Source organism: Actinomadura sp. NPDC023710 (assembly GCF_040639875.1).
Classification (GTDB): Bacteria; Actinomycetota; Actinomycetes; order Streptosporangiales; family Streptosporangiaceae; genus Spirillospora; species Spirillospora citrea.
The window spans coordinates 1-20,276 of the sequence record NZ_JBFAGB010000058.1; the positions used below are offsets into that span (position 1 = coordinate 1).

Here is a 20,276-nt window from a genome sequence, read left to right on the forward strand (position 1 = left end):
GATGTAGGGGTGCGCGTTCATCTCCCTCTCCTTCACATTCCTTGCCTCACCCTCTTGACGAGAACACAGGATGCAGTGTGCTGTATACAGCATTACGCGATTCATGGGAGGAGGCAAGGCCGTGGCCACCGAAGCGATGGCCGTCGCGGGCGGGGCCGGCGCTGGTCGCATAGGGCGCAGGGACCGGCATGGCAAGGGCTGCGAGTCCGTCGGTCCCCATAAGGCGGGGCCGGGCAGGGTGGCCGACGGTGAGCGACAAGAGCGGCGGGGGCGCCCGCCGAAGTCACTGGCTGGTTGAAGTGGTGTGCGAGAGGGCTTCCCAACCCATCAAGACCGAACATGGAGTTTGACCATGATCGTCAGCACGCTCAGTGGCCGCAGGAAAGTCGGCCGATGCGTAGAGGATGGTGCCAGGCGGATGGCGGGCAGGCGGATGGCGGGCAGGAGGGCGGCCGTCCGGGGCGGTGCCATCGTGATCGCGGCCGTCCTGCTCGGCGGGTGCGCCGGGCTCGATGGCGGCTCGGGCAGCGGCGGAGACTCCGGTTACGGACTCGTCGGCGATGGGGAGTTCACGTTCGCCCTGAGCGGGCAGCTCGCCCCGTTCAGTTTCTACGAGAACGGCAAGCTCACCGGGTTCGACGTCGCCATCGGAACGGAGGTGGCGAAACGGCTCAAGCTCACGCCCAAGCCGTCCACCGGAGCGTTCAACAGCCTCCTCGCGGGTCTCCAGGCGGGCCGCTACGACGCGATCGTCGGCTCGATGACCAACACACCGGAGCGCGCGAAGGTGGTGGACTTCTCCTCCGACTACTACAAGTCCGGCGCGTTCCTGTGGGTGAAGTCGGGCTCCACCGCACGATCCATCGACGACCTGCGCGGAGCCGTGGTCGGGGTCCCACTGGGCAGCACCTTCGAAGCCGCGATGAAGAAGAGGTCCAATGTCGAGAAGGTGAAGACGTATGAGAGTGACGTCGACGCCCTCAAGGACGTTCCCACCGGACGCGCCGACGCCGCGATCGTCGACAAGCTCGTCGGTGCCTACGCCGCCAAGAAGGGCGGCATGCAGGTCAAGCCGGTGGGGCCCGCGCTGCTGGACAACTCGGCGGCCATCCCGGTCCGCAAGAAGCACCGCAGGCTGCTGACGGCCGTCAACAAGGCGCTCACCGACATGAAGGCCGACGGCACCTACACCAGAATCTTCCAGCAGTGGTTCGGCATCTCCCCCACCCAACCGTGAGAGCCGCCCTTCATGCATTGGCTCTCCGATTTCATCCAGACGGCGCCTACCTTCCTGCAGGCGCTGTGGCTCACGCTGCAGCTGGCGCTGTGGTCGATCGTGCTCGCCGCCGTACTCGGCGCCGCCCTGGCCTACTGCCGGCTGAGTCGGCTGAGGACAGTGCGAGCAGCGGCGACCGGCTACATCGCCCTCATCCGGGGGACGCCTCTGGTCACCCAGCTGTTCATCATCTACTTCGGCCTGGCCTCGGTCCTGACCATCGAGGCGTTCTGGGCCGGTGTGATAGGGCTGACGGCCCACAACGCGGCCTACGTGGCAGAGATCTACCGGTCCGGGATCCAGGCGGTGCCCACCGGGCAGGTCGAGGCGGGCCGCTCACTGGGCATGGGCTCCTGGAAGACGATGCGCCTGGTGGTCGCGCCGCAGGCACTGCGCACCGTCCTGCCCTCGCTGGGCAACCAGTTCATCATCGCGGTGAAGGACACCTCCGTCGCGGCGTTCATCACCGTCGCCGAACTGTTCCGGACCGCGCAGATCGTGGCCGCGGAGAAGTTCCGGCCGCTGGAGTTCTTCGTGATAGTCGGGATCTACTACCTCGCCATCGTCCTGCTGTTGTCGGGAGGCGTCCGAATGTTGGAACGGCGCTTGGGAAGGTACGGCGTCTGATGCTGGTCCAGATCCGCGGGGCGACCAAGGCCTTCGGGCCGCTCGCGGTGTTCCAGGACGTCGACCTGGATGTGCGCCAGAGCGAAGTGGTCGTGCTCATCGGGCCGTCCGGGGCGGGTAAGAGCACCTTGTTGCGCTGTGTGAACGGTCTGGAACGGCTCGATGCGGGGACCATCGACATCGGCGGCGAACGGCTCTCCTACCAGCCGGGCCCGCTCAACCGCATCCGCCGCAATGTCGGGATGGTCTTCCAGAACTTCAACCTCTTCCCCCACATGACGGTGCTCGGCAACGTCATGTGCGCGCCGGTCAAGGTGGCGGGAGGGCAGCGCGACAAAGTCCGGGAGGAGGCTCGTCAACTGCTGGACAAGGTCGGCCTCTCCGACAAGTGCGACGCCTTCCCGTCCAGCTTGTCGGGAGGGCAGCGGCAGCGGGTCGCGATCGCCCGCGCGCTCGCGATGCGCCCCCGGCTCATGCTGTTCGACGAGCCGACCTCCGCGCTCGACCCCGAACTCGTCGGTGAGGTCCTGGAGGTCATGCGGACGCTGGCAGCCGAGGGCATGACCATGCTCGTCGTCACCCACGAGATGCAGTTCGCCCGCAAGGTCGCCGACCGCGTGGTCCTGGTCGCCGACGGCGGGATCATCGAGCAGGGCAGGCCGCAGGCCGTCCTGGACGAACCGGCCACGCCGCGGGCACGGGCCTTTCTGCGCGCAGTACTCGAACGCTGAACAAAGGGGGACGCGAATGTCACGTGTGCTGTACTGGGGCGGCATCGTCCACTCACCGGTGGACGATGCTGCAACGGCGCTGTTGCTACAGGGCGACACCATCGTCTGGGTCGGCCGCGACCAGGACCCCGAGGCCGATGGTCACGGGGCCGACCAGGTCGTGGACCTGGCCGGCGCGCTGGTCACCCCCGCCTTCGTCGACACCCATGTCCATGTCACCGCGACCGGGGTGGCGCTGGACGGACTGGACCTCACCGGCTGCCCGTCCTTAGGGGAAGCGCTGCGGCGGCTCGCCGAGCATGCCGCCGCACGCCCGGGCGAGATCCTGATCGGTCATGGCTGGGACGAGACCCGCTGGCCAGAGCGCCGGCCCCCCACCACCGCTGAACTCGACGCCGCCGCCCGCGGAGCGGCCTGTTACCTGTCCAGGACCGACGCCCACTCCGCGGTCGTGTCCACGGCACTGCTGGCAGCCGTCCCGCAGGCCCGCACGCACACCGGCTTCGAACCGGAAGAGCCGGTGAGGCTGGACGCGCACCACATCATCCGCCGGTACGCCTTTGACAGCCTCACCGCACAGCAGCGCCGCCGCGTCCAGCGCCGAACGCTGCGGGAGGCGGCCCGGCGCGGCATCGGCTGCCTGCACGAGAACGCCGCACCGGGGCTGTCCAGCGAGGACGACCTTTCGGCGCTCCTTGAACTGGCCCGCAGCGAGCCCCTACCGGAGGTGATCGGTTACTGGGGCGAGATCGGCGCCACCGCACTCGCCCGCCGGCACGGCCTGGCCGGCCTGGCCGGCGACCTCCTGGCCGACGGCTCGATCGGATCGCACACCGCCTGCCTGACCAGCCCCTACACCGACGAACCCGCAAACACCGGCCACGGTTACCGAACCGTCGCAGAGGTAACCGAGCATGTCCTGGACTGCACCGGCCAGGGCCTCCAAGCCGGGTTCCACGCCATCGGCGACGGTGCGCTGCGGACCGTCCTGCGCGGCTTCGAAGTCGCGGCGACCCTCATCGGGGCTGAACGCATCAGGGCTGCCCGCCACCGGCTGGAGCACGTCGAAATGCTCGACGCCGACATGATCGCGGTCATGGCCAGACTGGGGATCACGGCCAGCGTCCAACCGATCGCCGACGCCCTCTGGGGTGGGACCGGCGGCATGTACGCAAACCGGCTCGGCGGAGCCAGGGCAAGGTCGATGAATCCGTTCCGGGCACTCCTTGACGCGGGAGTACCGCTCGCACTCAGCTCGGACTCACCCATCATGCCGATGGGCCCCTGGCAGGCCATACGCGCGGCCGTCAACCATCACAACCCCGAGCAAAGGATCACAGTAGCCGAAGCAGTTCGTGCCCACACCATCGGCGGGTGGCGGGCGGCCGGCCGCGATGGCGGATCCCTGGCGCCAGGGAAACCGGGCTCACTCGCGATCTGGAACTGCACGGCATTGGATCCCGACACCCGTCTTCCCGCCATGGCCGCCGAAACCGAAGATCCCACCTGCCTAAGGACCATCCTTGAAGGGCGCACCATCTACATGCTGTGAACCCCCACCGCCACAGCGGTCCAAGATGAGCGGTGACGTCGCCGGCGGAACTGCAGGCGGCCGGCGTTGAAGACGTCGCCTAACACGATGGCCCCCGGACCCCGGGGCGCCTGGCGCTCAGGATCGGTTAGTGGGCCATCCTATACTTCGCCCCAAGCCAGCGAGCTTATCTTCCAGCCCTCGGGCGTGCGGATGAATTGAGTCGTCTTACGACCAAAACCCTCAAACCACTCACCGTTTAGGTAACCTGACTTGCCGTACTCGCTGAAGCGATGGGCGATCGCACCGAATATTTCTGTGCGCTCCGCAACTTCCCATTCCGAGAACTCAGTCAGCGTCCCATCGGTGAGCATTTCATTCCTGGGCACGATAAACGCATCCAGGTCGTAGATGACAGTCTCGCCTCCGACGTTCTTGATAATCATCCCCTGTGAAATGAACACTTCGCGGACAACGTCGAGGTTCGGCAGGATGCCGTCGACGTTGGTGAACGCACCAAAGAGCATGCGCATCAGCCGGTCGATCTCAGCCTTGGCTTCGACCTCCATGGAACCTCTCCTACTGCGTAACAACCGTTGCGAGAATGCAGCTCGTCTACATGCCGAATCGCGAGCCCCTAAAGAATAGTGGCGCGGGCTCGACACAGTCCACAGCGAAGCAACTCTGCGACAAGGGCGCGATCGGCGGCCGCGGGGGCGAGCATGGAGTCGTGCACCACGTCCGCTCTCGGCAGGTTCGGCCGTGTTCAGATAGGTGGCGGTCACGCGGAGTTGGACGCTGGTGGCGGTCGCCACACGTGCGGCGTGCGGAGCCGCTTCCCAACCTGGCGTGGCGCCGCCGGCGCTTGTGATGGTAGGTGAGGGCGAGGAAAGGTGCCTGGAGTACTAGGCATCAGCATGCTTCATTCGCGCCTTCGTGGCGTGAGGCGAATTATTTCAGCGTGGACGCCGATCTTCACGTAAGTACCGGGGGAGCAATCCATCGCCTCAAAGTCGACCAGAACCTCACCGCGAGCGGCAACATCGTGATCCGCGACCCGCGGAGCCGGGCCAAGAGCGATCACGCGCTCTGCGCATGGGGTTTCGGGGGCCTGACGGTCAAGGGCAACTGGGTGCGGGGCTGGCCCCAGACCGCCGCCGGCGGGCTGAAGGTACGCAACGGCACGGCCGTGCTGCTCTACACCTACGCCGCGACGAACGTTCCCGAGATGTTCCAGGACGTCGTGGTCTGCGGCAACGTCTACGACATCCGCAACTTCTCCGCCGGAGCCGACCACAGCGGCATCCAGTACTGGCGCGACTTCGCGGGCACGGGCGTGGAACAGTCGATCGTCGTCTTCGACAACCGCTTCGTCGATCCCGCCGCCGGGCAGCCGGGCCGACCCGGCATCTCCCAGTCCGCCGGCGACCCGGACGCCTTCGGTGTCCACGACAACACCTATTCCGACGGATCCCCGGTGCCGGTCGTCGGAATGCGCCCTGCCATGCCCACCGCCCAGCGGCAAGCCCGTTGCTCCGTAGTCACCGCCCCAGTAATGCAGGTGCCCGAATACTCAGGTTGACACCGCGGCCCTCGTCGGTGGGAAGCAATCGCGTTTGTCGATGGACGACGTCCTCGGAGGTCGAGGCCACCGGCCTCGACCTCCGTTTGGGTTCAGGACTCCAGCCAGCGGAGGGATTGGCGGGTGAAGACGATGCCGCCGGTGTCGGCTATCTCGTAGAGGGTGGCTGTGGTGCCGTCGGGTAGGACGGCCATGGTCGAGTAGCCGGCGGTGCCGGGTTTGATGAGGGCTTCGTGAGGCCAACTCGCGCCGTCGTCGCGGCTCACGCGGATGGTGAGGCCGGTGCGGGACGTGGCCGCGTTGTTGCTGTGCAGGGCGATGTCCGTCAGGGACGGGGCGCCGGCGGTGGGGCTCAGGTAGGAGATCTCGTCGCCGTTGCAGCCCGGGTCGATCAGACCGCTGTTCCAGGCGGCGCCGAAGGGGGCGGTGACGTCGGGGGCGGTGGAGTACCAGCGGTCGCCGCCGGCGTTGGAGCGCATGTTCTGCGCCACGCGGCCGGTGGAGCGCTGGACGGCCTTGCTCTCGTTGACGCCTGAGCCCGCGGTCGTGCCGTTGTGCCAGGACGTTCCGTGGTCGTCGGAGTAGATGTCGGCCGCATGGTCGCCGGAGGCGTCGCGGTAGACGATCGGCTGGACCAGGCGACCGGAGGCCAGTTGGATCCCGTGGCCAGAGGAGGCGAACATGCCTGCCCAGTCCACCTTGCGGACCTGGGGGTTCAGGTCGACGGGGGTGCTCCAGGTGGCGCCGTCGTCGGTCGAGGTGACGTAGCGGATGTGGGTGTTGGTGGTCGCGGTCGCCGATGTGTCGCCGGGAGTGGAGCCGGAGTAGCCGACGCCGGGTTTGGGGGCGTAGGTGAAGAAGCAGAAGATCTGGCCGGTGGTCCGGTCGACGAGCAGGCTCGGGTCGCCGTACCCCTCGGAGGCCGTGGGCGCCTTGGCGATGATCTTCGGGTGGAAGAACGTCGCGCCGCCGTCGGTGCTGCGGGTCATGGCGAGCTGGATGTTGTTGGTGCCGCCGCCGAGGTCGTAGCTCCCGTCCACGCGGGCGTCCATGACGGCGACCACGGTGCCGTGGTTGCTCACGGCGAGGGCAGGGATGCGAACGGACTTGGCCGCCTTGTCCAAGCCGTCGATCACGGTGGACGTGGTCAGGACGGTCTGGGCGTTCATGCCGGGCGTACCGGAGCCGAGACCGCACCCGGAGGTGCCTGACAGGGTGTCGCTCCAGGTGCCCGAGGAGATCCGGAAGGTGTAGGGGGTCCTGTCGGGGACCGTCCAGAAGAGGTCGTTGTTGCCCGCGCCCGCAGGGACGGTGACGGTCCAACTGGAGCGTCCGGGCCAGGTGACGGTGAACGCGCGGTCGGCCGGGGATCTGTTGGCCAGGATGAGCCGAAGGCGGTGGGGTGCGCCGCAGTCCATGGCGGTGCGCGCGCTGAGCGCGTTGGTGCAGTCGAGTGTGCCGCTGTTCGTCTGGTCGAGGCCCTCAGGCGTCGTCGTGTGGAAGGTGTAGGCGGTTCCGGACGGCCTGGTGAAGTGGAAGTTGGCGCTGTCGCCGGCGGCGACCCGGGCCGTCCAGGTGCCGGTGCCCGGCCAGGTCAGGGTGAAGGTGGTGGGGCTGGACGTCCGGTTGACGACCGTTTCCTGGATGCGACTGGACGTGCAGTCCTGCGTGACGAGGGCGGCTTGGCCGGCGGCGGCTTGGCCGGCGGCGTGCGAGGGGGCGGCGGGCATCAGGGCCAGGAGGGTGATGGCGGCGACCGTGGCGGCGCGTGGGGACGCGTGCATGGCTTGTACCTCGGACGTAGGATGTAGGATGTCCGACGAAGGTAGACGTGGTGCGAGGGGCCGTCAACCCCCACCGATCAGTCTCCGCGCGCCTGCGCCAGGCGTTCCCGGATGCCGCGGAAGTGCGCGGCCATCGCGGTGGCGGCGGCCCGGCGGTCGCCGGCGCGCAGTGCCTCGTAGATGTCGCGGTGCCGCTGGGCGACGTCGGACGCCTCCTGCCGCACGGGCGCGAGGTCATGCTGGAGCGTCCGGTAGACGTCCCAAAACGCGCCGAGCAACTGGTTCACGATGGGGTTGGCGAGCGGGCGGTAGAGCAGCTCGTGGAACATGCGGTCGGTCTCCGGCGTGACCTGCCCGGCGGCCGCCTCGGCGTCCATTCGGCGCATGACCTCGTCCAGCTCGGCGTTGCCGGCGGCCAGGCCGCGGTCGATCACCTGCTCCACCAGGCCGCGTTCGAGCACCTCGCGGACGTCGACCAGGTGCGCCAGATCGTCGCGCCCCTGCCGCTTGGAGATGCGGGCGTGGAAGGTCAGCTCGTCGACGAGCGCGTCGAGCGACATGCTCCCGACGTACATGCCGAAGCCGTGCCTGATCTCCACGATGCCGACGGCCTGGAGCGCCTTCAGCGCCTCGCGCAGCGAGTTGCGGCTGACGTCGAGCTCCTCGACCAGGTCGAACTCGGTGGGCATCGGATCGCCGACCGCCAGTCCGCGCTCCAGGATCAGCTGCTTGATCCGCTGCTGAACCTCCTCGGTCCGGCTGCTCCGGCCGCGCGTCGCACGTCCCCGCGTCCGCGCTGCGGTCATCGGCCCACGCTCCCCATCCCGTCGATTCGTCCGCGACTCGGCACTTGACCTCGCCGGTACCGGGGCCTACCGTACACCGACGAACGACGTTGGATGTCCTACCTCCCCCACGACCTGCGCCGACTACCCTGCAACCCCACCCTCACCCGGGAGACGACGTGACCGACCTGCGCCCCGGCGGCGACACGAGCCGCCGCGACTTCCTCCGCTACACCGGACTGCTCGGCGCGGCGGCGACGATCAGCGCGGGCCTGACCGCGTGCGGCGGGCCCTCCTCGACCGGCTCCGGCGGATCCGGCGGCGCCAAGGACACCATCCAGGCCGCCCTCGCCTACGCCCTGTCCGGCGGCTTCGACCCGATGACGGCCTCCAGCGCCGTCGCGGTCGCGGCCAACCTGCATGTGCTGGAGCCGCTGGTCGACCTCGACCCGGTTACCCGGCGGCCCTTCAACGCGCTCGCGAAGGCCGCCCCCGCCAAGGTGGACGACACCACCTACCGGGTGGCGCTCCGCGACGGCGCGAAGTTCCACGACGGCTCCGCGGTCACCGCCGACGACGTCGTCTTCAGCTTCGAGCGCGTCCTCGACCCGAAGAACGCCTCGCTGTTCGTCCAGTTCCTGCCCTTCCTCGCTGCGGTGAAGAAGGTCGACGCGAGAACGGTCGACTTCAAGCTCAAGTATCCTTTCGCGCTCTTCGCCGAGCGACTGTCCGTCGTCAGGATCGTCCCGAAGAAGATCGTCCAGGCGGACCAGAAGAAGTTCGACGCGCTGCCGGCCGGCTCCGGGCCGTTCAGGCTGACCGCCGCCAACGCCGGCGACGGACTGTCGTTCGCCAAGGCCGGCACCTACAACGGCCCGCGGCCCGCGAAGGTCGCGAAGATGAGATGGCTCCTGCTCGCCGACCCCTCCGCCCGCGTCACCGCGCTCCAGTCAGGACGCGTCCAGGCGATCGAGGCGGTGCCGTACCTGAACGCGAGCGCCCTGTCGAAGTCGGCGGCCGTCCAGTCGGTGCAGAGCTTCGGCCTGCTGTTCCTGATGTTCAACTGCAAGGTCGAGCCGTTCGACGACGTGCGCGTTCGGCAGGCGCTGCACTACGCGCTGGACACCGAAAAGCTGATCAGGACGGCGCTGCTGGGCAATGCCGTCGGCGCGACGAGCTTCCTGCCCGCCGGGCACCCCGAGTACGTCAAGGCGTCCACGGTGTACGGCTACGACCCCGGCAGGGCGAAGAAGCTGCTGACCGAGGCCGGGGTCGACGGCCTGCGGGTCGAACTCGTCACCACTGACACCGACTTCGTCAAGGACTGCGCGCCGCTGATCAAGCAGAGCTGGGACGCGGTCGGCGTCTCCACCACGCTCAATGTGGGCCAGTCCGGCGGGCAGTACGCCAACCGCGTCGACAACGGCCAGTACCAGGTCATGGCCGCCCCCGGCGACCCGTCGGTGTTCGGCAACGACACCGACCTGCTCATGCGCTGGTTCTACGTCGGCACCTGGCCCGAGCACCGCAGCTTCAACTCCGGCACCGCCGAGGCCAAGAAGGTCGTCTCCCTGCTGGACGAGGCGGCCAGGGCGGAGGACGCGGCCGCGCGGAAGGAGCTGTGGCGGCAGGCGATCGACGTCGTCGCCGAGCAGGCCGCGCTGTACCCGATCTTCCACCGCAAGCTGGGCACCGGCTGGAAGCGCGAGGCGTTGCCCGGGTTCCGGCCGATGTCGACGACCGGCCTGTCGTTCCTGGACGTCGGCCGCGGCTGACACCGCCCGGCAGAACGGACGCCACCCATGGCAACGATCCTGCGCATGACGGCCGGACGACTGCTGACCCTCGTGCCGATGGTGCTGGGCATCACGCTGTTCGTCTTCGTCGTGCTGCGCTTCTCCCCCAACGACCCCGCCTACAACGCCCTCGGCGAGGGGGCGACGCCCGAGGCGCGGCACGCCTACGCGGCCGCGCACGGGCTCACCGACCCGCTGCCCGTCCGCTACGCGCGGTTCCTGGGCGACCTGCTGCGCGGCGACCTCGGAGTGACGGCGCCGCCGAGCCGGTCGGTCACCGACGCGATCGGCACGGCGTTCCCGCTGACGCTCCAACTCACCCTGCTGGCGGTGCTGGCCGGGGTGGTGTTCGCGCTGGCCCTCGGCGTGACAGCGGCGCTGTTCCGGGACCGCTGGCCCGACCAGGCCATCCGGGTGGTGTCGATGACGGGCGTCGCGATGCCCTCGTTCTGGCTCGGCATCCTGCTGATCCAGTGGTTCGCGCTGCGGCTCGGCTGGTTCCCGACCGGCGGGTACGTCAACCCGGCCGACTCACTTGGTGGATGGCTGCGCAGCCTGGCGCTGCCCGCGCTCGCCGTCGGGTTCCCGGTCGGGTCGCTGCTCGCCCGCGTCGTGCGCACCGCGATGGTCGAGGAACTCGACCGCGACTACGTCCGGACCGCCGTCGGCGGCGGCCTTCCGCGCGTGGTCGTGGTGGGGCGCAACGTGCTGCGCAATGCCCTGATCACTCCGCTGACCGTCCTCGGACTGCAGATCGGCTACCTGCTGAGCGGCGCGGTCGTGGTGGAGGCGATCTTCGGGCTGCCCGGCCTCGGCACCCTCATCATGCAGGGCGTCACGGCGGGCGACCCCGCCCTCGTGCAGGGCGTCGTGCTGTCCATCGCGCTGACGTTCCTCATCGTCAACCTGCTCGTGGACGTGCTCTACCTGTTCGCCAACCCCCGGCTGAAGGGAGCGACGCGATGACCGCGCTGAAGGCAGCCGGAGGCGCGCTCGGCCGGCTGCGGCCGGCCTCCCGCGCCGCGCTCGTGCTGCTGCTGCTGATCGTGCTGGCCGCGCTCGCCGCGCCGCTGGTCGCGCGGCACGGCCCGCTGACCACCGGGATCGCCGGCCAGGGCCCGTCGGGCGCGCACTGGTTCGGCACCGACCGGGTCGGCCGGGACGTCTTCGCCCGAGTCCTGTACGGGGCGCGCTGGTCCCTCGCTATCGGGCTCGGCGCCACGGCGCTGGCGCTCGCGGCCGGGGGGCTGCTCGGTGCCCTGGCCGCCACCGCGCACCGCGTCGTCGACGAGATCGTGATGCGCTGCCTGGACGTGGTCATGGCGTTCCCCGCGGTCGCGCTCGCGGCCGTGCTCGTCACCGTTTTCGGCACGAGCCTTCCCGTGCTGACCTGCACGATCGCGTTCCTGTACGTCCCGCAGATCGCGCGTGTGGTGCGCGCCAACGTGCTCTCCCAGTACGGCGAGGACTACGTCGCGGCGGAACGCGTCATCGGCGCGGGACGCGTCCACATCCTGCGCCGCCATGTCGCGGTCAACTGCGCGGCGCCGATCCTGGTGTTCTGCACGATCGTCGTGGCCAACGCCATCGTGTTCGAGGCGAGCCTGTCGTTCATCGGCGCGGGCGTGCAGGACCCGAACCCCTCGTGGGGCAGCGTCATCGCCTACGGCAAGTCCCTGGTGCTCGCGGGCGGCTGGTGGGCGACGTTCTTCCCCGGCCTGTTCATCCTGGTCACGGTGCTCGTGCTGAACACTCTTTCCGAAGGGGTGTCCGACGCCTGGGCCGCGCCGGCGGGCCGGGCGTCCGACACCGAGGCGGACGCGGCGGGTGATCGCCCGGCGGCCGTGCGGGCGCCCGTCCGGAGCGAGGCCGCGGACGCGGGGCTGGTGGAGGCCGGCCGGCGCCTCGCAGGGCGCGCCCGTCCCGTCCCGGACGGCGAGCCGCTGCTGCGCGTCGATGACCTCACCATCGGGTTCCCCGACCGCTACGGCGACATCGGCGTGGTCGACCGGGTCTCACTGGAGGTCCGTCCCGGCGAGGTGGTCGGGCTCGTCGGCGAGAGCGGCTGCGGCAAGAGCCTCACCAGCCTGGCGATCATGGGGCTGGAGCCGCGCGGCGCGCGGATCGGCGGCAGGCTGCTGTTCGACGGCCGGGACCTTCGCGCCATGCCCGCGCGCGAGCGGCGCGGGCTGCTCGGCCACGACATGGCGATGATCTACCAGGACGCGCTGTCGTCGCTGAACCCGGCGATGACGGTCCGCGCCCAGCTGCGCCAGCTGACCCGGCGCGGCGGCACCCGGTCCCCCGCCGAGCTGCTCGACCTCGTCGGCCTGGACCCGGAGCGGACGCTGCGCAGCTACCCGCACGAGCTGTCCGGCGGGCAACGGCAGCGGGTGCTGATCGCGATGGCCCTGTCGCGCGACCCGCGGCTCGTCGTCGCGGACGAGCCGACCACCGCGCTGGACGTCACCGTGCAGGCGGCGGTCATGCGGCTGCTGCTGCGGCTGCGCGCCGAGCTCGGGTTCGCGCTGATCCTCGTCTCGCACGACCTCGCGCTGGTCGCCGACGTCGCCGACCGGGTGGTCGTGATGTACGGCGGGCAGGTCGCCGAGACCGGTGTCACCGCGAAGGTCGTCGCCTCGCCCCGGCACCACTACGCCCGCGGGCTGCTCGGCGCCGTCCTGTCGCTGGAATCCGCCCGGGACCGCCCGCAGCAGATCCCCGGCGTCGTCCCGGCGCCGTCACGGTTCCCGGCGGGCTGCCGGTTCACCGGCCGCTGTCCCGCGGCGACCGAGCTGTGCGCGGCGACCCGCCCGGAGCCGTCCGGCGAACCCGGACGGCACGCGTTCGCCTGCCACCACCCGGCCGGCGAGCCCGCCGAACCGTCCGACCAGGTCCCGACCAAGGCGGGAGACGCACGATGACCACCCCTGTCGTGGAACTGCGCGACGTCCACGTGCGGCTGCCGCTGCGCGGCGGCAACCCGTTCCGCCGCGACGTCGTGCACGCGCTGACCGGCGCCGACCTCACCGTCGGGCGCGGCGAGACCGTGGGCATCGTCGGCGAGTCCGGCTGCGGCAAGTCCACGCTCGCCAAGGTGCTGGTCGGGCTGGTCCGTCCGGCCTCGGGCACGGTCCGGTTCCAGGGCGACGACCTCGGCGCGCTGCGCCGCCGCGAACGCGCCGCGCTGATCGGCGCCTCGGTCGGGATGGTGTTCCAGGACCCCGCCACCGCCCTCAACCGGCGGCTGCCCGTCCGGACGATCCTGCGCGACCCGCTGGACGTGCACCGACGAGGCGCCCCGGCGGAGCGGGACGAACGCGTCCGCGAGCTGATGTCCCTGGTCGGGCTGCCGCCGCACCTCGCCCCGGCGCTGCCCGGGCAGCTGTCGGGCGGGCAGCGGCAGCGCGTCGCGATCGCCCGCGCCCTGGCGCTGGAACCGGCGCTGCTGGTCGCCGACGAGCCCACCTCCGCCCTCGACGTGTCGGTGCGGGCGCAGATCCTCAACCTGCTGCTCGATCTGAAGGACCGGCTCGGGCTGGCGATGGTGTTCGTCTCGCACGACATCCAGACCGTCCGCCGCATGTCCGACCGCGTGGTCACCATGTATCTCGGCCGGATCGTCGAGGAGGCGCCGGCCGCCGTGGTCGCCCGCGGCCAGACGTGCCACCCGTACACGCGGGCGCTGATGTCGGCGACGCCCAGCCTGCTCGACCCGATGGAGCCGATCCGCCTGGACGGCCCCGTGCCCTCGGCCGTGCATCCGCCGAGCGGATGCCCGTTCCGCACCCGCTGCTGGCGCGCCACCGAGGAGTGCGGCGCGGCCATGCCGGGGTTCACGGCGGCGGCCGAGCCCGCTCATCGGTACCGGTGCCTGCATCCCGTGACCGACCCGTCCCATCTCGCATTGTCCACCGTTTCCCAGGAGATTCCGTGACCGTCGCTCCCACCGGCTCCCGCTCCGCGGACGGGCCGGCCGCTCCCGTGCTGGGCGGCGTCGTCCCGCCCGTCTGCACGCCGCTGACCCCCGAGATGGAGGTGGACGCCCCGTCCCTCGAACGGCTCGTCGACCACCTCGTCGGCGCCGGCGTGGACGGGCTGTTCGTGCTCGGCTCGACGAGCGAGGTGGCGTTCCTGCCCGACGCGCACCGGCGCACCGTCCTGGAGACCGTCGTCAAGCACGTCGCGGGACAGGTCCCGGTGCTCGGCGGCGCGATCGACATGACCACGCTGCGGGTGATCGAGCACGCCCGGGTCGCCGCGGGCGCCGGCTGCGACGGCATCGTCGTGACCGCGCCGTTCTACACCCGCACGCACCCTGCCGAGGTCGAGGCCCACCTGCGCCAGGTGGCCGCGGCGGCGCCGGTGCCCGTGTTCGCCTACGACCTGCCGGTCTCGGTGCATTCGAAACTGGACGCCGCGATGCTGCTGCGCCTCGCGGCCGAGGGGGTCGTCGCCGGGGTGAAGGACTCCAGCGGCGACGAGGGAGGCCTGCGCGCCCTGCTGCTCGCGCTGCGGGACGAGGGCACGAGCGGGTTCAGCGTCCTGACCGGCTCCGAGCTGACGGTGGACTCGGCACTCGCCATGGGTGTGCACGGGGTCGTGCCGGGCCTCGGCAACGTCGATCCTGAGGGGTACGTCCGGCTCTACCGGCACTGCCGCGCCGGACGGTGGGCCGAGGCCCGCGCCGAGCAGGAGCGGCTGCTGCGCCTGTTCGGCATCGTCGACGCGGGCGCGCCGGCCCGGATGGGACGCGGCTCGTCCGCCCTCGGCTCGTTCAAGGCGGCCCTGCACCTGCGCGGGATCATCGACTGCCCGGTCACGGCCCCGCCGCAGATCCCGCTCGACGCGGCGGAGACCGAGCGGGTCCGGCGCGGGCTCGCCGCGGCCGGGCTGCTGTGACCGTGCCCGGCGCGGGGGCGTGCGCAGCCCTCGACATCGGCGGCACCAAGATCGCGGCGGCGCTGGTGGACGAGGGTGGAACGGTCCTGCAGCGTGCCCGCGTTCCCACGCCCGGCGGGGGCGGGGACGCCGTGCTCGCGGCGGCTGCCGAGCTCCTGGACGGCTTCGCCGGTGTTCCCGTCCGAGCCCTCGGCGTCGGCGCGCCGGGCGTGGTGGACCCGGCGACCGGCACGGTCGTCGCGGCCACCGACATCCTGCCCGGATGGGCGGGCACGCGCGTCCGGGAGATCCTTGCCGAGCGCACGGGCCTGCCCGTCACGGTTGTCAACGACGTCCGCGCCATGGCCTGCGGCGAAGCGAAGGCGGGGGCCGCCGCGGGCCACCACCGGGTCCTGCACGTCTCGGTGGGGACGGGTGTCGGGGGCGCGCTGACCGTCGCCGGGGCCCTCGAACAGGGCGCGCACGGCACCGCCGGGGAGATCGCGCACCTGCTCGTCCCGGAACGGGGGCCGGTGCCGTGCGGCTGCGGCAGGCGCGACCATCTGGAGGCCGTGGCGTCCGGCCCGGTCATCGCCGCCACCGGCGACGCGCCCCGCGCGGGCACACTGCTTGGCCGCGCGCTCGCCGGGCTGCTCGCCGTCCTGGACCCCGACGCCGTCGTGATCGGCGGCGGCGTCGCGCAGATCGGCGCCCCGTTCCTGGACGCCATCGTCGCCGCGTTCCGCGCGGAGGCGCTGCCGCCGCTGCGCGCGACGCCGATCGTCCCCGCCCGCCTCGGCACCGACGCCCCGCTGGTGGGCGCGGCGCTGCTCGCGATGACTGCCACCGCACCCCGAGGGAGCCGCCGATGACCCCCGAGACCTTCGCCGCCGCCGTCGCCGGCCGGCTGATCGTGTCCTGCCAGGCCGGGGAGGGCCATCCGCTGCGCGACACCGCCGCCCTGACCCGGATGGCGCGGGCCGCCGCCGCGGGCGGCGCCGCCGCGATCCGCTGCGGTGGGGTCGGCGGCGTGCCCGACGTGGCCGCCGTCGCCGCCGCGGTGGACGTCCCGGTCATCGGCCTGACCAAGAACGGGACCGCCGGCGTCTTCATCACCCCCACGGTCGAGGCGGCCCGCGCGGTCACCGCCGCAGGCGCGCACGTCGTGGCCGCCGACGCCACGTTCCGCCCGCGCCCCGACGGCCGCGCCCTCGCCGCGTCCATCCAGGCCGTGCACGAGGCGGGGGCGCTGTTCCTGGCGGACGTGTCCACCCTCGACGAGGGCGTCGCCGCCGCCGAGGCCGGGGCCGACGCCGTCGCCACCACGCTCTCCGGCTACACCCGTCCCCGCCCACCCCCCGACGGCCCAGACCTCGGACTCATCAGCGGGCTTCGGGACGCACTGCCGGACGCGCTGATCGTCGCCGAGGGCCGGTACCACACGCCGGAGTCGGCGGCGGCGGCGCTCGGCGCGGGCGCGACCTGCGTCGTCGTCGGCACCGCCATCACCGACCCTCGGTGGATCACGTCCAGGTTCGCCGCCGTGCTCGCGCCGTCCTGACCGGCTGTGAGAACGGCCCGCAGGCCGGCGGACTGGCGGAAGGCCCCGGCCCGCGCTGCCGAAACGCCGCCGAGCCCGAAGGCCGTGGTTCAGCGGCTGCCACCGGCGGTGGACCATCGGAGCCCTGGCGACGCGCAGGGCGGCGGCGTATGCGTCCGCCCTCGTCGCGCAGCACGTCGAACCCCACAGTGGATCTCTGCGCGCCCCGATCCCGCGGGCGCCGCTCCTGCGGGACCTTGATCGACTGGTCTTCCGTGCCACTCGGTCGACAAGTCCTCCTCGCCCACGCTCTAGCTTCGATCTTTCGTGAGGTCGGTGGGGTCGCTCCGCGGACCCGGCGACTTCACGAAAGATCGAGGTTGACCCGGCGGGCTATTCATTTGGGATCCTCAGTTGCCTGAACGACGTTCCAAGTTGAAGGCGCTCGCGACTTGTCGACGGCGAGTACGGGTCAGGTGCGTGCTCGGCGCAGGTCTGCTCGCCGGCGGATCGGGCTGAGCGTGGCGGGCGGCGAAGGCTTGGGGATGCGGAGTCGGCGAGTCGGGCGCCCTTGCGTTTGCATCCGCCGCCCGGCCTCCAGTTCGGTTCTCAAGCGGTCGAGATGAACGAGGAGCTCACCATGGAGCGGCCAATCGGGGCTGTCGGCCCACAACAACTCACCCAGTTTCACGCGCTCTTCGTGCGCGGCGCCCAGGTGATGGGCGAGCGGGTCCCCGAGGTCGGTCGTTCCTGTGGCGAACTGCTGGCGGCGCATTCGCCCGTAGGTGCTCATCGCCGAAGCCAGATGTCCTAGGGCCGTGGCAAGCCGGCTGCGAGCGTCGCTCTTGGACAGAGGGTCCTCGCGCTCCTGCTCAGGCTCGTTGGCGTGGTCGGCGAGGCAGCGGGCAAGGCCGCGGATGGTGATCCCGCAGTGCTCCAAAGCGGCCAGGGTCTCCCGTAGCGCCACCATTGCTCGAAACATTCCGACCCCCTGAGGATTGAGTCGGATGCTCTCCTCGGCCTGTGCGAGTTCGCCGTCGACGCGTTGGACATCCCGGCTGAGGGAGCGGGCCTGGGAGAGCAATTCGCCGAACGCGCGCGGCTCGGGGAGCTTTTCCACCGCGTCGGCGATGTCGTGGAGGTGGCGGGCCATGGTGCCGCTAAGGCCCTCTAGAGCCTCCTCTGCCGCTTGGATCCTGACGGGGGAGGTCAGGATTCCGGCGACCAGGCCGGTGAGCGCGCCGACGAGGGTTTCCACGATCCGCCCCGTGGCCGCAGCATCGGTCTCGATGGACAGGATGAGCATGGCGCTGATCGGCACCTCGAGGATGTAGTTGCCGAGCCGCATCACGAATCCGCAGATCAGCGCGGCGGTGATGGCCAGGCCCAGGCTCCACCAACTGAATCCCACCAGACTCGACAGAAGTGCCGCGACTATCACACCGACCACGACGCTGACGACACGCTGCCAGACATGGCGAATGGTCTGGAACAGTGTGATCTGGACGACGAGGATTGCCGTCAGAGGGGCGAGTACGGGCCTTGGGTTAGGGTCGGGCAACCACGACGCGAACTCGAACGCAAGGACCGCGGTCACGGCGAGGCGAGCGATCACGAAGGCCGTGGGCTGCGTTTGCAGCCGCCTCAGGCCCACTCGCGCCGGCGTGACGGCGCCGTGCGCCACCGCACGTATTCGCTGGTCACTGCTCATCTCATGCCCCCACAGCCGTTTATCGGTTCAGGCGCACGAATGCAAGGCGGACGGCCATCGCCCCTTCCCCCACCGCCGAAGCGACCCGCTTGATCGAACCGCTCCGCACGTCACCGACGGCCAACACGCCGGGCAGGTTGGTCTCCAACGGCAGGGCTTCAGGACCGCCGGTGCGCACGTATCCCTTGTCATCGAGTTCGACCGTGTCCGCCAACCAGTCGACACAGGGGACGGCTCCGATGAAGACGAACAACGCGCGCACCTCGAATCGGCGGGTTTCACCGGTCCGGTTGTTCTCCGCGACAGCCTCCTCCAGAAAATCGTGTCCGTGCACTTCACGGATCTCCGTGTGCAGGAACACCTCTATTTCGGGGGAGTGTTCGATCCGATCGACGAGGTAGCGCGACATGTTCTCGCCGAGCTCCGCACCCCGGACGAAGAGCAGGACGTGTGCGGCGTGCCGAGCCAGGAATACGGCTGCCTGACCCGCCGAGTTGCCGCCGCCGACGATGGCCACCGGCACGTGCCGACATTGCAGCGCCTCAACCTGGGTCGCCGCGTAGTACACCCCGGCGCCGTCGAAGTCTTCCAGGTGCGGTACGTCCAACCGGCGATAGCGGGCGCCGGTCGCGATGACGACCGTGCGGCCGGAAAGTTCGCCGCCTCCGCCGAGGTCGACGGTGTACCGGTCGTTGCGTGCCCGTAGTCCCGTGGCGTCACCGGGCACCTGGATCTTCGCCCCGAATTTCCCGGCCTGGATGACCGCACGTTCGGCCAACTCCGCGCCCGAGATGCCGGCGGGGAAACCGAGGTAATTCTCGATCTTGGATGACGTCCCGGCCTGCCCTCCGGTGGCGATGGCATCGACGACCATCGTGTCCAAGCCCTCTGAGGAGCCGTACACGGCCGCGGCCAGCCCGGCCGGGCCCGCGCCGATGACGAGAAGGTCGTGTGCCGAGGAGTCCGGTGCCGGTGGCGGCAGCCCAAGAAGCCGGGGGAGTTCGTCGTCCCCCGGGTTGCGCAGCACCCGCTCACCGTCCAGGATCACGACGGGTGTCTCCGACACTGGGATGCTGAGCCCCCTGAGCAGCGTTTCGGCGTCCTCGTCGTCCTCGACGTCGATCCATCGGTGCGGCAGTCGGTTGCGCACGGCGAAGTCGCGCAGTCGCCGGCAGCGGGCAGAGAACCGCGAGCCGATGATCCGCAGCCCGGCGCCCTGCGCGATGAGCATCGAACGGCGGATGAGGAAGGCGCGCAGGACGAGATCGCCGAACCAGGGTTCCTGGCCGGCCAGCTCGCGCAGCCGCCGGGGCGGCACCGCGATCACCTCACCCGGCTCGGCGACGCGGGCTGTGAGGAACGTGGGCTGACCTGTCAGCAGGCCCAGTTCGCCGAGGAAGCGTCCCGGACCGTGCACCCTGATGACTTCGCCCTTGTCCAACATCGCCACCGTCCCGGCCAGGATCAGGAAGAAGCCGTAGTCCCGGTCCCCTTCCGAGAAGAGGACATCGCCGCGGCGAGTCGGGCGTTGTTCGCCGTATGCCGCGACCAGCCCGATCTGCTCGCGGTCGAGCCGGGGGTAGGCGCCGTTCAGATCAGGTGTCTCTTCCAAGGGTTTCCTCCACCCACGTCCGGAGCGGACCAGCGGGCATGGCGCCCGCTCTCTGGTCGATCACCTTCCCGTCACGCATCAGCAGCAGCGTGGGAACGGCACGTACGGCGAAGCGCTCCTGTATCTTTGGCGCCCGGTCAATGTCGATCTTCACGAGTTTCAGCCGCCCGGCCAGTTCGTGGGCGAGGCGCTCCAGTACCGGGCTGACCGTGCGGCATGGCGCGCACCAGGTGGCCCAGAGATCGATGATGACCGGCACCGAGGAGCGCTCGGCGACCTCGGCGAAGTCTTCGTCTCCGGCCTCCGCGATCCACGGGAGCGGCCTGCGGCAGTTCCCGCAGACAGGACCGCCGTCAGCGGCCGCCGGCACGCGGTTCTTCTTCCCGCAGTGCTCACAACGGACGATCACCGGCTCCTCCA

At 70.5% G+C, this 20,276-nt stretch carries 18 protein-coding genes; 12 read left to right on the top strand and 6 right to left on the bottom strand.

Translation table 11 applies throughout. From position 1 onward, the window contains the following. Positions 1–418 precede the first annotated feature (418 nt). The 4 genes from AB0H37_RS40790 to AB0H37_RS40805 are packed head-to-tail and all read left to right on the top strand — an operon-like array spanning position 419 to position 4,186. The gene (locus AB0H37_RS40790) at positions 419–1,237 is read left to right on the top strand and encodes a transporter substrate-binding domain-containing protein (RefSeq protein WP_329092111.1); all 819 of its coding nucleotides are present in this window, start codon (positions 419–421) and stop codon (positions 1,235–1,237) included. A gap of 12 nt (positions 1,238–1,249) precedes the next feature. Then, a complete protein-coding gene (locus AB0H37_RS40795) occupies positions 1,250–1,903 on the top strand; it encodes an amino acid ABC transporter permease (protein WP_179848023.1) in 654 nt (217 codons plus the stop codon). Further along, entirely contained in the window at positions 1,903–2,634 is a 732-nt protein-coding gene (locus AB0H37_RS40800; RefSeq protein WP_329092116.1) for an amino acid ABC transporter ATP-binding protein, read from the top strand. The genes AB0H37_RS40795 and AB0H37_RS40800 overlap by 1 nt, the downstream gene beginning before the upstream one ends. 25 nt (positions 2,635–2,659) lie before the next feature. After that, positions 2,660–4,186: an amidohydrolase gene (locus AB0H37_RS40805; protein ID WP_360618007.1), complete on the top strand. Its 1,527-nt coding sequence runs from the start codon at positions 2,660–2,662 to the stop codon at positions 4,184–4,186. 140 nt (positions 4,187–4,326) lie between these two features. Here the strand turns inward: AB0H37_RS40805 and AB0H37_RS40810 are convergent, their stop codons facing one another. Beyond that, positions 4,327–4,734 carry a DUF4440 domain-containing protein gene (locus AB0H37_RS40810; RefSeq protein WP_360618009.1) on the bottom strand — a complete coding sequence of 136 codons (408 nt, stop codon included), beginning with the start codon at positions 4,732–4,734 and terminating at the stop codon, positions 4,327–4,329. Positions 4,735–5,126: 392 nt separating this feature from the next. Here AB0H37_RS40810 and AB0H37_RS40815 point away from each other — a divergent pair, with 392 nt between their 5' ends. After that, entirely contained in the window at positions 5,127–5,747 is a 621-nt protein-coding gene (locus AB0H37_RS40815) for a hypothetical protein (RefSeq protein ID WP_360618011.1), read from the top strand. Between the two features lie 92 nt (positions 5,748–5,839). Here AB0H37_RS40815 and AB0H37_RS40820 read toward each other — a convergent pair whose 3' ends face one another. After that, entirely contained in the window at positions 5,840–7,531 is a 1,692-nt protein-coding gene (locus tag AB0H37_RS40820; protein WP_360618012.1) for a sialidase family protein, read from the bottom strand. A gap of 77 nt (positions 7,532–7,608) precedes the next feature. After that, positions 7,609–8,337, bottom strand: a complete 729-nt coding sequence (locus AB0H37_RS40825; protein WP_329092125.1) for an FCD domain-containing protein — start codon at positions 8,335–8,337, stop codon at positions 7,609–7,611. 158 nt (positions 8,338–8,495) lie between these two features. On the opposite strand from AB0H37_RS40825, the gene AB0H37_RS40830 reads away from it, so the two are divergent. The 7 genes from AB0H37_RS40830 to AB0H37_RS40860 are packed head-to-tail and all read left to right on the top strand — an operon-like array spanning position 8,496 to position 16,554. Continuing rightward, the gene (locus AB0H37_RS40830) at positions 8,496–10,091 is read left to right on the top strand and encodes an ABC transporter substrate-binding protein (protein WP_360618013.1); all 1,596 of its coding nucleotides are present in this window, start codon (positions 8,496–8,498) and stop codon (positions 10,089–10,091) included. Positions 10,092–10,118: 27 nt separating this feature from the next. Next, complete coding sequence (locus AB0H37_RS40835) at positions 10,119–11,078, top strand: ABC transporter permease (protein WP_360618014.1); 960 nt, start codon at positions 10,119–10,121, stop codon at positions 11,076–11,078. After that, positions 11,075–13,036 (top strand): dipeptide/oligopeptide/nickel ABC transporter permease/ATP-binding protein, encoded by a 1,962-nt coding sequence (locus AB0H37_RS40840; RefSeq protein WP_360618016.1) that lies wholly within the window; start codon positions 11,075–11,077, stop codon positions 13,034–13,036. The genes AB0H37_RS40835 and AB0H37_RS40840 overlap by 4 nt, the downstream gene beginning before the upstream one ends. Next, the gene (locus AB0H37_RS40845) at positions 13,033–14,049 is read left to right on the top strand and encodes an ABC transporter ATP-binding protein (protein WP_360618018.1); all 1,017 of its coding nucleotides are present in this window, start codon (positions 13,033–13,035) and stop codon (positions 14,047–14,049) included. The genes AB0H37_RS40840 and AB0H37_RS40845 overlap by 4 nt, the downstream gene beginning before the upstream one ends. Then, complete coding sequence (locus AB0H37_RS40850) at positions 14,046–15,014, top strand: dihydrodipicolinate synthase family protein (protein WP_360618019.1); 969 nt, start codon at positions 14,046–14,048, stop codon at positions 15,012–15,014. Before AB0H37_RS40845 ends, AB0H37_RS40850 begins: the two co-directional genes overlap by 4 nt. A 2-nt stretch (positions 15,015–15,016) precedes the next feature. Beyond that, a complete protein-coding gene (locus AB0H37_RS40855) occupies positions 15,017–15,865 on the top strand; it encodes an ROK family protein (protein WP_360618021.1) in 849 nt (282 codons plus the stop codon). Next, positions 15,862–16,554 carry a putative N-acetylmannosamine-6-phosphate 2-epimerase gene (locus AB0H37_RS40860; RefSeq protein WP_360618022.1) on the top strand — a complete coding sequence of 231 codons (693 nt, stop codon included), beginning with the start codon at positions 15,862–15,864 and terminating at the stop codon, positions 16,552–16,554. Before AB0H37_RS40855 ends, AB0H37_RS40860 begins: the two co-directional genes overlap by 4 nt. 451 nt (positions 16,555–17,005) lie before the next feature. Here the strand turns inward: AB0H37_RS40860 and AB0H37_RS40865 are convergent, their stop codons facing one another. The 3 genes from AB0H37_RS40865 to trxA are packed head-to-tail and all read right to left on the bottom strand — an operon-like array spanning position 17,006 to position 20,226. Next, positions 17,006–18,244, bottom strand: coding sequence for an FUSC family protein (locus AB0H37_RS40865; RefSeq protein ID WP_360618024.1), 1,239 nt, complete (start codon positions 18,242–18,244; stop codon positions 17,006–17,008). A 19-nt stretch (positions 18,245–18,263) separates the two neighbouring features. Further along, complete coding sequence (locus AB0H37_RS40870; protein ID WP_329092143.1) at positions 18,264–19,856, bottom strand: FAD-dependent oxidoreductase; 1,593 nt, start codon at positions 19,854–19,856, stop codon at positions 18,264–18,266. Then, entirely contained in the window at positions 19,840–20,226 is a 387-nt protein-coding gene (gene trxA / locus AB0H37_RS40875) for a thioredoxin (protein WP_329092146.1), read from the bottom strand. Before trxA ends, AB0H37_RS40870 begins: the two co-directional genes overlap by 17 nt. Positions 20,227–20,276: the final 50 nt, after the last annotated feature.

Bases quoted from the DNA above. Each gene is read 5' to 3' on its own strand.
- AB0H37_RS40790 (WP_329092111.1), top strand. From the start codon at position 419: ATGGCGGGCAGGCGGATGGCGGGCAGGAGGGCGGCCGTCCGGGGCGGT.
- AB0H37_RS40795 (WP_179848023.1), top strand. From the start codon at position 1,250: ATGCATTGGCTCTCCGATTTCATCCAGACGGCGCCTACCTTCCTGCAG.
- AB0H37_RS40800 (WP_329092116.1), top strand. From the start codon at position 1,903: ATGCTGGTCCAGATCCGCGGGGCGACCAAGGCCTTCGGGCCGCTCGCG.
- AB0H37_RS40810 (WP_360618009.1), bottom strand. From the start codon at position 4,734: ATGGAGGTCGAAGCCAAGGCTGAGATCGACCGGCTGATGCGCATGCTC.
- AB0H37_RS40820 (WP_360618012.1), bottom strand. From the start codon at position 7,531: ATGCACGCGTCCCCACGCGCCGCCACGGTCGCCGCCATCACCCTCCTG.
- AB0H37_RS40825 (WP_329092125.1), bottom strand. From the start codon at position 8,337: ATGACCGCAGCGCGGACGCGGGGACGTGCGACGCGCGGCCGGAGCAGC.
- AB0H37_RS40835 (WP_360618014.1), top strand. From the start codon at position 10,119: ATGGCAACGATCCTGCGCATGACGGCCGGACGACTGCTGACCCTCGTG.
- AB0H37_RS40840 (WP_360618016.1), top strand. From the start codon at position 11,075: ATGACCGCGCTGAAGGCAGCCGGAGGCGCGCTCGGCCGGCTGCGGCCG.
- AB0H37_RS40845 (WP_360618018.1), top strand. From the start codon at position 13,033: ATGACCACCCCTGTCGTGGAACTGCGCGACGTCCACGTGCGGCTGCCG.
- AB0H37_RS40860 (WP_360618022.1), top strand. From the start codon at position 15,862: ATGACCCCCGAGACCTTCGCCGCCGCCGTCGCCGGCCGGCTGATCGTG.
- AB0H37_RS40865 (WP_360618024.1), bottom strand. From the start codon at position 18,244: ATGAGCAGTGACCAGCGAATACGTGCGGTGGCGCACGGCGCCGTCACG.